The sequence below is a fragment of the Nocardia carnea genome (genome assembly GCF_029869215.1).
In the GTDB taxonomy this organism is placed as follows: domain Bacteria; phylum Actinomycetota; class Actinomycetes; order Mycobacteriales; family Mycobacteriaceae; genus Nocardia; species Nocardia carnea_B.
This window is the reverse complement of the sequence record NZ_JARWPM010000279.1, coordinates 1-13,986: the sequence shown is the minus strand read 5'-3', so window position 1 is coordinate 13,986 and position 13,986 is coordinate 1. Positions and strand designations below refer to the sequence as shown.

14 protein-coding genes are annotated in these 13,986 nt (G+C 68.4%); 12 read left to right on the top strand and 2 right to left on the bottom strand.

Annotation, left to right across the window (positions count from 1 at the left end):
* From QH276_RS19440 to QH276_RS19430, 3 genes are all read left to right on the top strand, one after another.
* Positions 1-1,378 (top strand): condensation domain-containing protein (locus QH276_RS19440; protein WP_348536958.1); only part of this gene is annotated, 1,378 nt, incomplete at its 5' end.
* Positions 1,375-2,058 carry a hypothetical protein gene (locus tag QH276_RS19435; RefSeq protein ID WP_280399862.1) on the top strand — a complete coding sequence of 228 codons (684 nt, stop codon included), beginning with the start codon at positions 1,375-1,377 and terminating at the stop codon, positions 2,056-2,058. The genes QH276_RS19440 and QH276_RS19435, both read left to right, overlap by 4 nt.
* A 298-nt stretch (positions 2,059-2,356) precedes the next feature.
* The gene (locus tag QH276_RS19430) at positions 2,357-2,848 is read left to right on the top strand and encodes a hypothetical protein (RefSeq protein WP_280399861.1); all 492 of its coding nucleotides are present in this window, start codon (positions 2,357-2,359) and stop codon (positions 2,846-2,848) included.
* Positions 2,849-2,884: 36 nt separating this feature from the next.
* Here the strand turns inward: QH276_RS19430 and QH276_RS19425 are convergent, their stop codons facing one another.
* Entirely contained in the window at positions 2,885-3,493 is a 609-nt protein-coding gene (locus tag QH276_RS19425; RefSeq protein WP_280399860.1) for a TetR/AcrR family transcriptional regulator, read from the bottom strand.
* A 346-nt stretch (positions 3,494-3,839) separates the two neighbouring features.
* Here QH276_RS19425 and QH276_RS19420 point away from each other — a divergent pair, with 346 nt between their 5' ends.
* The 9 genes from QH276_RS19420 (at position 3,840) to QH276_RS19380 (ending at position 12,209) form a co-directional block, all read left to right on the top strand.
* A complete protein-coding gene (locus QH276_RS19420; protein WP_280399859.1) occupies positions 3,840-4,637 on the top strand; it encodes an SDR family NAD(P)-dependent oxidoreductase in 798 nt (265 codons plus the stop codon).
* Positions 4,634-5,230, top strand: coding sequence for a carboxymuconolactone decarboxylase family protein (locus QH276_RS19415; protein WP_280399858.1), 597 nt, complete (start codon positions 4,634-4,636; stop codon positions 5,228-5,230). Before QH276_RS19420 ends, QH276_RS19415 begins: the two co-directional genes overlap by 4 nt.
* A gap of 2 nt (positions 5,231-5,232) precedes the next feature.
* Positions 5,233-6,510, top strand: a complete 1,278-nt coding sequence (locus QH276_RS19410; RefSeq protein WP_280399857.1) for an aromatic ring-hydroxylating oxygenase subunit alpha — start codon at positions 5,233-5,235, stop codon at positions 6,508-6,510.
* Positions 6,507-6,842, top strand: a complete 336-nt coding sequence (locus tag QH276_RS19405; RefSeq protein ID WP_280399856.1) for a hypothetical protein — start codon at positions 6,507-6,509, stop codon at positions 6,840-6,842. Before QH276_RS19410 ends, QH276_RS19405 begins: the two co-directional genes overlap by 4 nt.
* 31 nt (positions 6,843-6,873) lie before the next feature.
* A complete protein-coding gene (locus tag QH276_RS19400; RefSeq protein ID WP_280399855.1) occupies positions 6,874-7,716 on the top strand; it encodes a TauD/TfdA dioxygenase family protein in 843 nt (280 codons plus the stop codon).
* A gap of 42 nt (positions 7,717-7,758) precedes the next feature.
* On the top strand, positions 7,759-9,033 hold the full coding sequence (locus QH276_RS19395) for an aromatic ring-hydroxylating oxygenase subunit alpha (protein ID WP_280399854.1): 1,275 nt from the start codon (positions 7,759-7,761) through the stop codon (positions 9,031-9,033).
* Positions 9,030-9,356: a hypothetical protein gene (locus QH276_RS19390; RefSeq protein ID WP_280399853.1), complete on the top strand. Its 327-nt coding sequence runs from the start codon at positions 9,030-9,032 to the stop codon at positions 9,354-9,356. Before QH276_RS19395 ends, QH276_RS19390 begins: the two co-directional genes overlap by 4 nt.
* Entirely contained in the window at positions 9,353-10,615 is a 1,263-nt protein-coding gene (locus QH276_RS19385; protein ID WP_280399852.1) for a metal-dependent hydrolase family protein, read from the top strand. The genes QH276_RS19390 and QH276_RS19385 overlap by 4 nt, the downstream gene beginning before the upstream one ends.
* 151 nt (positions 10,616-10,766) lie before the next feature.
* Positions 10,767-12,209: an aldehyde dehydrogenase gene (locus QH276_RS19380; RefSeq protein ID WP_280399851.1), complete on the top strand. Its 1,443-nt coding sequence runs from the start codon at positions 10,767-10,769 to the stop codon at positions 12,207-12,209.
* A 40-nt stretch (positions 12,210-12,249) separates the two neighbouring features.
* On the opposite strand, the gene QH276_RS19375 is transcribed toward QH276_RS19380, so the two are convergent.
* Positions 12,250-13,812, bottom strand: a complete 1,563-nt coding sequence (locus QH276_RS19375; RefSeq protein ID WP_280399850.1) for a nitric oxide reductase activation protein NorD — start codon at positions 13,810-13,812, stop codon at positions 12,250-12,252.
* Positions 13,813-13,986: the final 174 nt, after the last annotated feature.

The following is a 13,986-nucleotide window of genomic DNA, read 5'->3' as shown; positions in this document are numbered from 1 at the left end:
CATTGCCCCCGGCGCGCGGGGCGCCCCCCCCGGGGGGCCCCCCCCCCGGCGGGGGGGGCCCGGGCCCGGGGGGGCCCGGCCCCCCCGGGCGCCGCCGTCGCATCAGCAGGAACAATATCTGCGGCTGGCCGCCCGGCACGCCGCGGCGGAATTCCGCTATTCCGGTCTGTGCCTGGTCACCGCCGAAATTCCGGCCGGTGACCTGGACCGGGACGCGATGACCCGCGCGATCAACGCGTTCCTGTTGCGGCACGACACCTTCCGGACCTGGTTCCGGATCTCCCGGGACGGCGTGATCGAACGGCATCTGATACCGGAGGAAGACGTCGAATTCGTTGCGGTGGATTGCGGACAGGTCGACGATCCGATCACCGTCCGTGAGCATGTCCAGAAGACCACACCCGGGCCGTTCGACTGGGACTGTTTCACCTTCGGGACGATCGAACGCGCGGATTCCACCACGGTGTACCTGGCGGTCGATCATCTGCACACCGACGGTTTCGGGCAGTATCTGTCCGGTTTCGATCTCGCGGTGCTCTACACCCGCGAGGTCTGGCCGGAAGCGCCGGAGATGTTGTCCCCGGCGGCCAGCTACCTCGACTACTGCACGACCGAGCGGGCCTACACCGGGCAGATGTCGCTCTCCTCGCCCGGGGTGCGCAAATGGCTCGAGCTGATCCGCGGAAACGAGGGTAGGCTCCCTACGTTTCCGCTGGACCTGGGTAAACGCACCGATATCTACAACCGCAGCGCGCACCGCACGGTGACGCTGTTCGACGAAACCACCGCACTCCGGTTCGAGCGGCGCTGCCGGGCCCACGGCGCCGAATTCGTCGGTGGCATCTTCGCGGCGGCCGCGCTCACCGAACAGGAACTGGCCGGCAGCGACTACTACTTCGGCATGACGCCGGTGAGCACGCGCAGCACACCCGCGGAACGCGCCTCGGTGGGCTGGTACGTCACCTTGCTACCGGTGGCGTTCCCGCTGGGCGCCACCTCCTTCGACCGGGTGGTCACCCTCGCCCAGCACGCCTACGAGAACGGTTTGCGGCTCGCGCCGACCTCTTTCCAGCGCGTGGTGGAACTGCTGCCGCCCGATTCCGATCTGGACCTGAAACCGGGCTGGTCCTGCCCGATGATCTCCTATGTCGATGCCCGTGAACTGCTCGGCAACGAGTTCTTCGACGCGGCCGGCTGCGGGCTCTACGCCAATCGGGCCGCCTCCGAACAGGTACTGATCTGGATCAACCGGCTGGCGACCGAAACCACGCTCAGCGCCATCTACCCGGACACCCCGGTCGCGCACGAATCCGTCGAACGGTACGTCCGGACGCTGAAAGCCGTTTTCGAAGCCGCCGCCCAGGAGGGACGACCGTGATCCACACCGTATTCCGCGATCCGGGCATCCCCGACGGCGAGAAATCGGTGTACACGGTGCGTATCGCGGAGGGGCCGCCCGCACTCGACCTGGTCAGCGTCATCGGTCACGACGACGCCGGCTACCGGTCGATCGTGCAGGTCGGCCCCGGAGCGGGGAATTTCACGATCACCGTCGAGCAGCGGTTCCACCGCGTGGGCGAGCGCCTGCTGGCGGCCGAGTATCGCGCCGAAACCCGCTCCGGCGGCACCGTGGTGAGCCGGGAGGAAGCCACTTTCCGGGGTACCAGTCACCTGCAGTTCGGCGGCGGTATCGCGCCCTTCCCCGCCGACCTCATGCCGCTGGCGGGTGGCCTGACCCTGCTCCGCGGTCTCGACTTCGCCGAAGGCGTCGAGGAGCACATTCCGCTCTGGCTGGCCTTCTCGGTGCATATCCCGCTGAGCGCCAGGGTCGAGCAGCGGACCCTCGTCGAGGTGCCGGCCGGCAGCCTCGACTGCTGGCAGGTCCGGCTGCGGCCCCGGCTCTCCGGGCTGAACACCCTGCTGGAGAAGATGCTCAGCGGGTTCCTGCCGCCCGCGGTCGCGCATTTCGAGGCGGCCCCTCCGCACCGGATGGTCCGGTTCAGCTTTCCCACCGGTCCGATGCCCTGGGACTCCCGCGGCCTGATGGAACTCACCTGAACCGGGCCGGGATGCGGCACCGGCCGATAACGAGCCGCAACTCGCCGCCATGCCGGCGCGGCCGACGATGACCATCGGGTACGCCACCACGGGCGCGGGGGACAACCCGAGGGACGAGAAGGCCCGCGCGCCGGAGCGGCCGCACCGACGGTGATCACCAGCGGCCCGGCGGTTCGCAGCGCCTTCGGTATCGCCTCCTCCTCCGGTCGGGCCGCGAGGGGTAGCCCTGGTCCGGAGTGATGCGGTTGACTGTGCTGGGCACCGGTTTCCGCCCGGGACAGCAGAAAGGCGGTGGTCCGTGCGCACTCGCCGTCACCTACCCGTCCGGCCGCGGGCACGCCGTGTATTCGGCCTCCTGCTCGTGGGCGCGCTCCTCGCCGTCCCGGGTTGCGCCGACCAGCCCGCACCCACGATGCCCGCGTGGCCCGCGGGTGTCGAACAGCCGCCGGAGTATTCGTTCGGTGATGCCGTCGCGGGCCGCAGCCAACGCGCGTGGGGCCCGGTGTTCGACGCACTGGCGCGGCGGTTCGGCCGCGAGCGGCTCACGGTCGGTGAGTACACCCTCGCCACCGCGACCGGCCCGGATGCGCTGCGGCGGGAACTGGACACGGAGATGATCGAGCGGCGCGGTTGGGCAACGATGGCGCCCGGTGCCGTTCCCTCCGATGCGTGGACGTTCGGCTACGAACGTCCCGACGGCCGCCACGTTGTCGTCCTGATCGGACTGGATGCCCGTCCCGGCGACACGCGCGTGCCGCTCACCGTGATGACCACGTTCCCGCAGCACTGAGGCCGCCCGGCGCGGCGGACTGCGATTCCGGGCGCGTCACCTGTCCCGGCGCGGCCCGTCGACCTCCGCCAGGAAATCCTCGATCACGGAGGTGATTTCGGCGTGCCCGGCATCGATATCGAAGGCTTCCTCGATCCGCAGGAAGCGCGAGACGCTCGACATCAGCATCACCAAGGTCACCGGGTTCCAGCGGTCGTGGTCGCGTCCGTGCAGGGCCCGGGAGACGATCTCCAGCTGCAGTTCACGAAACCGTTTCGAGGACTGGGCGATTTCGGAGCGGATGGACGGCCGGTGGGTGGCCAGGGAGACGAACTCCATGGTGAGTGCGGTGCGGGACTGATCGTGGATGGCATCCCAGAGCGCCCACAGCGGTTGCTCGGCGGCGGCCGCCGCGAGCAATCGCTGATAGCTGCGTTCGGCGCCCCGCCGGAACAGCGTCACGAACAGGTTGTCCATATTACCGAAGTAGTAGTAGACCAGTGCCGGGTTCACACCGGCACGCGCGCCGAGGCGCCGGGAGCTGACGGCGGCGTAGCCGTCCTCGAGCATCACCTGTTCGGCGGCGTCGAGCAGCGCCGACCTCGTCGAGAGGCTCGCACCGTCGGATTCGGCGCCGGCCGGCACCGACGCCCGGTTCTCGCCCATGGCACCTCCTTGTGGTGACCGCTGCGGGGACTTCTCCGAAATCCTCCACGATCCCGTGCCCGCGTTCGCCTCGATCTTAGGAAGCGCGGTCGCACCGCGGTTCCGGCAGGCCGGTCGCCGGTCCGTCGACCGGTGGAAGTGGCCGCCTCCGGCGGTCTTTCGGGTCTTGACAGCGGCAAACCGTTCTCCGTATAACTTTAATCGACTGCTTAATTAAGCAGTCGATTAATCGCCGAACGGCCGGCGCGGCACACCCGCCCCGAGGCGTCGCCCACGGCGCCGGCGCGCCGGACCGTTCCCGGTGCGTACCCCGCGCCCCCGCTCGCGCAGTACGAGGAGCTTCGAGATGAGCAGTCCCCCGGCGAACCGGCAGCAGGACGGCCACCGCACCACCCACCGCGCGAACCGGGTCGCCGTGGTCACCGGCGGCGCGTCCGGAATGGGTGCGGCGATCTGCCGGCGCCTCGCCGCGGCCGGCGATCGCATCGCCGTGCTCGACCGCGACGGCGCCGGAGCACACCGCGTCGCGACCGAACTGGAATCGACCGGCGGGGCCGCGCTGGGCTGCGAGGTCGACGTCACCGACCGCACGGCCGTCGACGAAGCCCTGCGGAAGGTGCGGGCGCAGTGGGGTCCGGTGCAGGTACTGGTCACCAGCGCCGGGGTTTTCGCGTTCGAGCCGTTCACCGAGATCTCCATCGAGTCCTGGAACCGGATCATCGAGGTCAACCTCACGGGCACCTTCCACTGCGTGCAGGCGGTGATACCCGATATGCTGGCGGCCGGCTGGGGCCGGATCGTCACCATCTCCTCCTCCAGCGCGCAGCGGGGATCGCCGAAAATGGTCCACTACACCGCGTCCAAGGGCGCCGTGATCGCGATGACCAAGGCACTGGCCCGGGAATACGCCGGCTGCGGGATCACGGTGAACACCATTCCCCCGTCCGGAATCGACACCCCGATGTCGCGCGCGTCCCAGGCCGCGGGACACCTGCCCGACAGCGAGACGATGGCCCTGGCCATCCCGGTCGGCTATCTCGGCGACGGCGCCGATATCGCCGCGGCGTGCGCGTTCCTCTGCTCGGCCGAGGCCCGGTTCATCACCGGGCAAGTGGTGGGCGTCAACGGTGGGGCGGTCATATGACGGCCGTCGATCCCCGCCTCGCCCCGCTACCCGCCGCGGACTGGACCGAAGCCGGACGAGCCATGTTGCGGGGCCGGCTCACACGCGCGGACCAGTACTTGTCGGGGGCACCCGGCACGCCGCCGCTGCCGAATATCCTCGGAATCCTCGGGCACCACCCGGAACTGGGCGGCGCCTGGCTGGCCTACAACGGCCTGCTCCTGGAACGCGGCGCCCTCGACCCCCGGCTGCGCGAACTCGCGATCCTGCGGGTCGCGTGGCGCACCCGCTCGGCCTACGAATGGGATCAGCATTCCCGGATGGCCCGTGAGCTGGGCATCACCGTCGGCACGATCGAGGACCTCGCCTGCGGTGAGACGGCGCATTGGCCCACTGCCGACCGGCTGGTCGTCACCGCCGCGGACGAACTGCTCGACCGGTACCGGGTCTGCGATACCACCTGGGCCGAACTCACCGCGCAGCTCGACACCCGGCAGCTGCTCGAACTGCTCTTCGTGATCGGTTCCTACCTGTGCCTGGCGCTGGTGTTCAACAGTGTCGACCTGCAACCCGACACCCCCGCGACATCCGACGAACCCGTACGGGAGGACTGATCATGGCGCGCTGGCCGAAACCACCGGAAGGTACCTGGACCGAGCATTATCCCGAACTCGGCACGGGCCCGGTGTCGTTCGAGGATTCGGTGTCACCGGAGTTCTACGAACTGGAGCGGGAGGCGATCTTCCGCAGGGCATGGCTGAATATCGGCCGGGTGGAACAGGTTCCGCGGGCCGGTAGCTATTTCACCAAGGAAATCCATATCACCAGGACGTCGGTGCTCGTGGTGCGCGACCGCGAGCAGCAGGTGCGGGCGTTCTACAACGTGTGCCGGCACCGCGGCAACAAACTCGTCTGGAACGAGGATCCCCGCGCGGAGACATCCGGTATCTGCCGCCAATTCACCTGCAAATATCACGGGTGGCGGTACGGCATCGACGGGGAGCTGACCTTCGTCCAGCAGGAGGGCGAATTCTTCGATCTCGACAAGAAAGACTTCGGCCTCGCACCGGTGCACTGCGAGGTGTGGGCGGGATTCATCTTCGTGAATCTCGCGCCGGAACCACCGCAGACCCTGCGCGAATTCCTGGGCCCGATGGTCACCGCGCTGGAGGATTATCCCTTCGACCGGATGACCGAATGGTACGAATTCCGGGCCGAGAACCAGAGCAACTGGAAACTGTTCGCCGACGCCTTCCAGGAGTACTACCACGTCCCCGGCCTGCATTCCCAGCAGGTGCCGGGTCCGGTGCGTAACCCCGAGCCGAACTTCGAATGCGCGCATTTCCAGATGGACGGCCCGCACCGGGTGGTCAGCACCGGCGGCGCCCGGCGCTGGACCCTGCCGCCGGAGTTCATGTACCCGATCGAGCGGGCCACCCGCAGCGGGCTCGTCGGGCCGTGGGAATCCCCCGATATCGGTGAGCTACCGCCGGGAATCAACCCGGGACGGGTGGAACCGTGGGGCATCGACAATTTCCAGATCTTCCCCAATCTGGAGATTTTGTTCTACCGCGGCTGGTATCTCATCTACCGGTACTGGCCCACCTCGTACAACAGTCACCTGTTCGAGGGCGTCCTGTGCTATCAGCCCGCCCGGACGGTGCGGGAGCGGGTGGAGCACGAGGTGTCCTCGGTGGTGTTCAAGGAATTCGCACTCCAGGACGCCGGGATGCTCACCGGTACGCAGACCGCGCTCGAATCCGCCTACCGCACGGCGCGGATCACCGATTATCCGGTCAACGACCAGGAGATCCTGGTCCGGCATTTCCACAAGGTCGTCGCGGACTGGGTCGGCGAATACCGCCACGCGCGGGAGGGGGTGTGCAGCCGATGACCGGAAATATGTTGCCACCCGCGTTCGCCGAATTCGAGCGGTTCGCGCCGATCTGGTGCCTGGCCACCGAAACCGAGCGCTGGGAGCGCCGGATGAACAGTTCGATGGACGAACTGAACGAGTTCTACGCGGCCTTCTTCCCGCGGCTCGAGGAGGCGATCGCCTACTGCGACAAGTTCCCGCTCGACGACCTGCCCGACGAGGTGCTGCATCTGCTGCAGCTGATCTATTCGCTCGCCCTGGTGGCGATGGCCGTCGAGATATTCCTGCAACCCCGCCCGGTCGACAGCGCCGACGCCGAACTGGAACGGATCGGCGAACCATGGCCGTGACCCGCACCCCCACAACCTTTCCGGAGCGACCATGACCACCCTCACCGTCGAGAAACTGAACCACGAGATCGGTGCCGAAATCACCGGCCTCGACGCCGACCGGCTGGTCACCGACGATTCCGTCCCGGGCCTGATCCTCGACGCCTTGGAGACCAACGGTGTCCTGGTCTTCCGGGGTCTGCACCTCGAGCCGGAGGCCCAGGTGGCGTTCTGCCGGAAACTCGGCGACATCGACACCACGCCCGGCCATCACCCGCTGCCCGGGATCTACCGGGTGAGCCTCGATACCAGCAAGAACTCCTCGGCGAACTATCTGCGCGGCACCTTCGACTGGCATATCGACGGCTGCACCCCCAAGGACGACGCCTACCCGCAGATGGCCACGGTCCTGTCGGCGAAAGCGGTCGCGACCAGCGGCGGGGAAACCGAATTCGCCAGTACCTACCGGGCCTACGACCGTCTCGGGCCGGCCGAGCAGAAGCGTCTCGGAGAATTGCGCGTCCTGCATTCCCTGGAAGCGTCGCAACGCCCCCTCAACCCCGACCCCTCACCGCGGCAGGTGGAGCACTGGCGTAACTGGCCCACCCGCGAGCATCCGCTGGTCTGGACCCACCGCTCCGGCCGGCGCTCGCTGGTGCTCGGCACCTCCACCGACCGGGTCATCGGCATGGACCCGGCCGCCGGCCGCGCGCTGCTCGACGATCTGCTCACGCGCTGCACCGCCCCCGAATACGTCTACCGGCACACCTGGTCGGTGGGCGACACGGTGATCTGGGACAACCGCGGGGTCATCCACCGCGCCGCGCCCTACCCGCAGAACTCGCCCCGCGAAATGCTGCGCACCACCGTTCTGGGTGACGAACCGATCCAGTAGCCGAACGAACCGGCCCCACCGATCCACCGCTAGGAGCACGCAATGCCGCGTTGGCCCAAACCCCCCGAAGGCAGCTGGACCGAGCACTATCCCGAACTCGGTACCGCGCCGATGTCCTACGAGGATTCGATCTCGCCGGAGATCTACGAACTCGAACGCGAGGCCATCTTCAAGAAGGCGTGGCTCAATGTGGGGCGGGTGGAACAACTACCCCGGGTGGGCAGCTATTTCACCAAGGAGATCCACGCCGCGACGACGTCGGTGATCGTGGTGCGCGATAAGCAGAAGGAGGTGCGCGCATTCTTCAACATCTGCCGCCACCGCGGTAACAAGCTGGTGTGGAACGAGCTTCCGCGCGAGGAGGTTTCGGGGACCTGCCGCCAGTTCACCTGTAAATACCACGGCTGGCGGTACGGGCTCGACGGTGCATTGACCTTCGTCCAGCAGGAGGGCGAGTTCTTCGACCTGGACAAGAAGGACTACGGCCTCGCTCCTGTGCACTGTGCAGTATGGGCGGGTTTCATCTTCGTGAATCTCGCCCCGGAACCGGAGCAGTCGCTGCGCGAATTCCTCGGTCCGATGATCACCGACCTGGAGGGCTATCCCTTCGATCAGCTCACCGAACGTTATTCCTACCGTTCGGAGGTCGGCGCGAACTGGAAACTCTATATGGACGCGTTCCAGGAGTTCTACCACGCCGCCGTCCTGCACGGGAATCAGTCACCGGACAACTATTCCGCTGCCGCGCAGGCCGCCGGTTTCGAGGCCCCGCACTATCAATTGCAAGGCCCGCACCGGCTGGTCAGTACTTCCGGCGTGGTGACCTGGGAACTGGACCCGTCCATGCGCAAGCCGATGGAGGACATCACCCGCGGCGGCCTGTTCGGACCGTGGGATGTGCCCGACCTCGGCGAATTGCCGTCCGGGGTGAATCCCGGTAAATGCGATCCGTGGGGGCTGGATTCGTTCCAGCTGTTTCCCAATTTCGTGATCCTGATCTGGTCGGCCGGCTGGTACCTGACCTATCACTATTGGCCGACCTCTTACAACACGCATATCTTCGAGGGCAATCTGTATTTCGTCCCCGCCCGGACGCCCCGGGAACGCGTCGCCCACGAGATGACGGCGGTGACATTCAAGGAATACGGCCTGCAGGACGCCAGCACCCTCGAAGCGACCCAGATGACCCTCGAATCCCGTGCGGTGACGCGTTTCCCGCTCTGCGATCAGGAGATCCTGCTGCGCCACCTGCACAAGACCGCCGCCGACTGGGTCGGCAACCATCGCAACCAGCAGACAGGAGCGGCCCAGCGATGAGCGCACTGCCCGCCGAATTCGCCGATCTCGAACCGTTTTCCGAGTGGTGCCTGGCCACCGAGGGGGAACGGTACGCCAAACGCCTGGCCTCCTCCATGGACGAGATGCAGCGCTTCTACGATGCGATCACCCCGCGCGCCGAGGCCGCGCTGACCTACCTCGACCGGGTCGGCCTCGACGATATGCCCGACGACGCGGTGAATCTGCTGCGCCTGCTGTATTCGATGATCATGGTGTCGTTCCCGGTGGAGGTGTGGCACCAGCCGTGGATTCCCGATGCCAGTCACGCGTCGATGGCCTGCGTGATCGAGCCGGTACCGTGAGCGCCGCGGCGACGGTGCTGCGGGCGGCGCGCTGGGTCGATATCGACGCCGGGATCGTGCGCTCTCCCGCGGTGATCGTGGTGCGGGACGGGTTGATCGAATCCGTCGGGCCGGCCGGCGCACCCGAGGGCGCGGCAGAAATCGATCTCGGCGACGTCACGCTGTTACCGGGCCTGATGGATATGGAGATCAACCTGCTCATCGGCGGGCCCGGCAATCCGAGCGGGCTGCCGAATCCCCTGCACGGGGTCCAGGACGATCCCGTGTACCGGACGCTGCGCGGCACGGTCAACGCGCGGACCACGCTGATGGCCGGTTTCACCACTGTCCGCAACCTCGGCCTGATGGTGAAAACCGGCGGGTACCTGCTGGATGTGGACCTCGGCCGCGCCATCGACCAGGGCTGGTTCCCGGGTCCGCGGATCGTGTCGGCGGGACATGCCATCACACCCACCGGCGGCCATCTCGACCCCACCATGTTCCAGAAACTGGCCCCGCACATCATGCCGATGTCGGTGCAGGAGGGGATGGCCGACGGAGTGTCCGCGGTACGGGCCGCCACCCGGTACCAGATCAAATACGGTGCCGGCGTCATCAAGATTTCCGCGTCCGGCGGCGTGATGTCGCACAGTACCGCCCCCGGAACCCAGCAGTACTCCGACGAAGAACTCGCCGCCATCGTCGACGAGGCCCATCGGGCCGGGATCAAGGTCGCCGCGCACGCCCACGGTGACGCCGGTATCCGCGCCTGCATCCGCGCGGGGGTGGACTGTATCGAACACGGATCGCTGGCCTCCGACGACACCGTGCAGATGATGGTCGATCACGGCACCTTCCTGGTCCCCACCAGTTACCTGTCTGAAGGCCTCGATACCTCCAAGGCCCCACCGGCATTGCAGCGCAAGGCCGCCGAGGTCTTCCCGAAGGCGCGGCGCATGCTCGGTAAGGCCATCGAGGCCGGGGTCAAGATCGCCTGCGGGACCGACGCACCCGCGGTCCCCCACGGGCAGAACGCCAAAGAACTGTGGGCGCTGGTCGATCGTGGGATGACCCCGGTGCAGGCGATTCGCGCGGCCACCGTCACCAGCGCCGAACTGATCGATGCCGGCGACCGCGGCCGCCTCGCGCCCGGCCTGCTCGCCGATATCATCGCCGTCCCCGGTGACCCCACCCGCGATATCTCCGCCCTGGAACACGTTCGCTTCGTCATGAAAGACGGCGTCGTCCACAAGAACGAACCGGCCACCGCGCCGAACTGAACCCGGCTGCTCCGAGGAGAGATACCGTGCCCAAAGGAATTCGCTACGTCGAATCCCGGCCCAGCTCACCGGTAGCGGGCCGGCCGGACCCGCCGCCCACCATCCGCCTGCTCCACGCACTCGGCGTACACACAGCCTGAGAGGAACCTCCATGCGCCGGTACGACCATCTCTTCATCGGGGGCGACTGGGTGCCACCCGATTCCGACCTCGCCTTCGAGGTGATCTCCCCGCACACCGAGGAACTTCTCGCGCGGATCGCCGCGCCGGCGCCCGCCGATATCGACCGGGCGGTCGCGGCCGCGCGCCGGGCCTTCGATACGGGACCGTGGCCGCGGCTCGACCCCGCCGAGCGCGTGCGGATCGTGCGCGACCTGGCCGGCCGCTACGAGCAGCGAGTCGAGGAGATCGCCCAGCTCGTCACCGCGGAAATGGGTGCGCCGATCACTTTCTCCCGCTCGGCGCACGCGCGGCTGCCGGGGGTGATGATGCGGGCGCTGGCCGATCTCGCCGCGGATTTCCCGTGGCAGGAGTCGCGGCCCGGCTACTTCGGCAGCGGTATCCGGGTCCGGCACGAACCCGTCGGTGTCGTCGGGGCCGTCGCCCCGTGGAATATGCCGATGCTGATGGTGGTCGCCAAACTGGCGCCCGCGCTGCTCGCCGGGTGCACGGTGGTACTCAAACCGTCACCGGAGACACCGCTGGACGCCTACCTCATGGCCGAACTCGTCCGGGAGAGCGAGATTCCGCCCGGTGTCGTCTCCATCCTGCCCGGCGACCGCGACACCGGCAGATACCTGGTGGGACATCCCGGTGTCGACAAAGTGTCGTTCACCGGCTCCACCGCGGCCGGTCGCGAGGTCGCCGCGACCTGCGGGGCCGCACTGAAACGGGTGAGCCTCGAACTGGGCGGCAAATCGGCGGCGGTGGTACTCGACGACGCCGACCCCGAAGTGGTCGCCGCCGGAATCCAGGTGGCGGCGCTGATGAACGGTGGTCAGGCCTGTGTCGCCCAGACCAGGATTCTGGTGCCGCGCCGGCGCCGCGACGAGTACGTCGACGCGATCGCCGCCATGATCGACCGGCTCACCGTGGGTGATCCGGCCGACGAATCGACCCGGATCGGTCCCGTGGTCACCGCCCGCCAGCGGCAGCGTATCCGCGACTACATCCACCTGGGTAGCGGCGAGGGCGCCCGCCTGATCACCGGCGGCCCCTTACCACCCCCCGGCCTCGACCGCGGCTGGTACGTCCGGCCGACCCTGTTCACCGACGTGGACCCCACCATGCGGATCGCCCGGGAGGAGATCTTCGGCCCGGTACTCACCGTGCTCACCTATCGCGACCTCGACCACGCCGTCCAGCTCGCCGACGCCACCGAATACGGCTTGTCCGGGTCGGTGTGGACGCCGGATATCGACCGCGGCCTGGCCGTGGCCCACCGGATCCGCAGCGGGACCTTCGGGATCAACCAGGCCTACAGCATGGATCCGCACGCACCGTTCGGGGGCGTCAAGGCCAGCGGTCTGGGCCGGGAATTCGGGCGCGAGGGCCTGGCGGGATTCCTCGACACGAAATCGATATCGGTCGCGTAGTACCTGGTTGAGTAGTGCTGTCGCGCAACAGGTTTCATGTTCATCGGCCGCGTGTTCTCGGCGCCCTCAATTCGCGCAGCGAGGCCAGGAACAACTCGTCCATCCGGGGACTCAGCTCCGGCAGCGCCGCGGCGCTCGCATACCCGGCCGAGCCGAATACCCTGTCGAGGGCGTCGGTTTCCGTGCTCGCGCCCAGAGAGAGACACAGACAGGCGATCCCGTCGCCGCGCAGTTCCGCGAGGGCCTTGCGCACATCGGCCTCCGCGTAACGGCCCTCGTAGCCGTGATCGTAAGGCACGCCGTCGGAGAGCACGACCAGCAACCGGTACGGGGTGCCGGACTCGGTCTCGAGAATTCTGGCGGCACCACGGATTCCGGCACCCAGGCGGGTATACCCGGAGGGTCGCAGCTGCTGGAGACGCGCGCGTTCGGCCGCGCCGAACCGTTGCTCGAAGGTTTTGATCGCCGAGAGGTGCACGGCAGCGCGGCCTTCGGAACGGAACGCGTAGACGCCGACGCGGTCGCCCAGTTCCTCCAGCGTGGCGGCCAGGGTGGCAGCCGCCCGGCGATGGTGCTCGTGCACCGCCAGCCCGTCCGGGTCGGCATCGGAGGTGGATCCCGAGGCGTCGACCAGGACGAGTACCCCGAGATTGCGGTCGAGTGTGCGGGTTTCCAGGTACACGTTCTCGGCCGGTGCGTAACCGGAGCGGAGATCGATCAGCAGATCGATCGCCGCCTCGAGGTCGAGTTCGTCGCCGTCGGGCCGGCCCCGCCGCACCGTGGGTCCGAGGCCGATCCGGGCCAGGCGCCGCGCCAGCACACGGTCGTGGGCGACCGCGGCGGCGGAGATATCGGCCTCGGCCGTCAGCGGGAAGTCGAGGACCCGGCACCAATCCGGGCGGTAGCGGCGGGCGTGAACATCCCATTCCGGAAAGAACGCGCCGCCGAACCCCAGGGTGGCGCCGGGTGCGTCGTCGACGAACCGGATCGGGGTGGGAAGCGGGCGCGCGGCCGCATTGCCCGCCCGGCCCCGGCGCAGCGCGCGAGCCTGCATGTGCGCCCCCGCGTCCTCGTCCGCCGATCCCCGCGAACTGCCGAGTATTGTGCGCAGTAGATTCCCGGCGAGCTGCGAACTGAACACCGGGTTGTCGAACAACCGCAGGATGCGACTGCCACCGGATTCCTCCTGCTCCCCGTCCTCGTCCCGGTCGACGTTGTCGAAGGCCGCGGCGAGATCGTGATCGGTGGCCTTGCCGGTCTTTCCGGGACCGGATCCCAGCAGCTGCGCGGGCTCGATCACGCCGAACCAGTCCGGTGGGCCGGTAACACGCGCCCGGCTTCGCGCCACCGCCAGCGATTCTTCGGCGCTGTGGGTACTCGGTGCGCCGTACGGACCGAGCGTGGCGATCGCCGGGACCCGGCAGGTGATCCCGGCCAGCACGCGCCGGCCCTCCAGCGCCAGATACCGGCGCGCCACCGTCGGCCGGGCACGCAGCCCGCCGACGAGCCGCCGGTCGAGACTGCCCGCGCCGAGCAGGGCGCTCTGCACCACCACCTCAGCGCGCTGCGCGGCGAGTGGGCGGCCGGCCGAGACGAACACCACCGTCCCGTTCGTGTAGGCGGCCGCGGGGGGGGGGGGGGGGCGCCCCCCCCCCGGCCCCCCGGGGCGCCGGGGGGGGCGCGGCGCGGGGCGCGGGGGGGGGCGGTGGCCCCGGCGCGCCGCGGCCGCCTACACGAACGGGACGGTGGTGTTCGTCTCGGCCGGCCGCCCACTCGC

Coding starts and splice junctions, on each gene's coding strand:
- QH276_RS19425 (WP_280399860.1), bottom strand. CDS start 3,493: ATGGGCGAGAACCGGGCGTCGGTGCCGGCCGGCGCCGAATCCGACGGT.
- QH276_RS19420 (WP_280399859.1), top strand. CDS start 3,840: ATGAGCAGTCCCCCGGCGAACCGGCAGCAGGACGGCCACCGCACCACC.
- QH276_RS19415 (WP_280399858.1), top strand. CDS start 4,634: ATGACGGCCGTCGATCCCCGCCTCGCCCCGCTACCCGCCGCGGACTGG.
- QH276_RS19410 (WP_280399857.1), top strand. CDS start 5,233: ATGGCGCGCTGGCCGAAACCACCGGAAGGTACCTGGACCGAGCATTAT.
- QH276_RS19405 (WP_280399856.1), top strand. CDS start 6,507: ATGACCGGAAATATGTTGCCACCCGCGTTCGCCGAATTCGAGCGGTTC.
- QH276_RS19400 (WP_280399855.1), top strand. CDS start 6,874: ATGACCACCCTCACCGTCGAGAAACTGAACCACGAGATCGGTGCCGAA.
- QH276_RS19395 (WP_280399854.1), top strand. CDS start 7,759: ATGCCGCGTTGGCCCAAACCCCCCGAAGGCAGCTGGACCGAGCACTAT.
- QH276_RS19390 (WP_280399853.1), top strand. CDS start 9,030: ATGAGCGCACTGCCCGCCGAATTCGCCGATCTCGAACCGTTTTCCGAG.
- QH276_RS19380 (WP_280399851.1), top strand. CDS start 10,767: ATGCGCCGGTACGACCATCTCTTCATCGGGGGCGACTGGGTGCCACCC.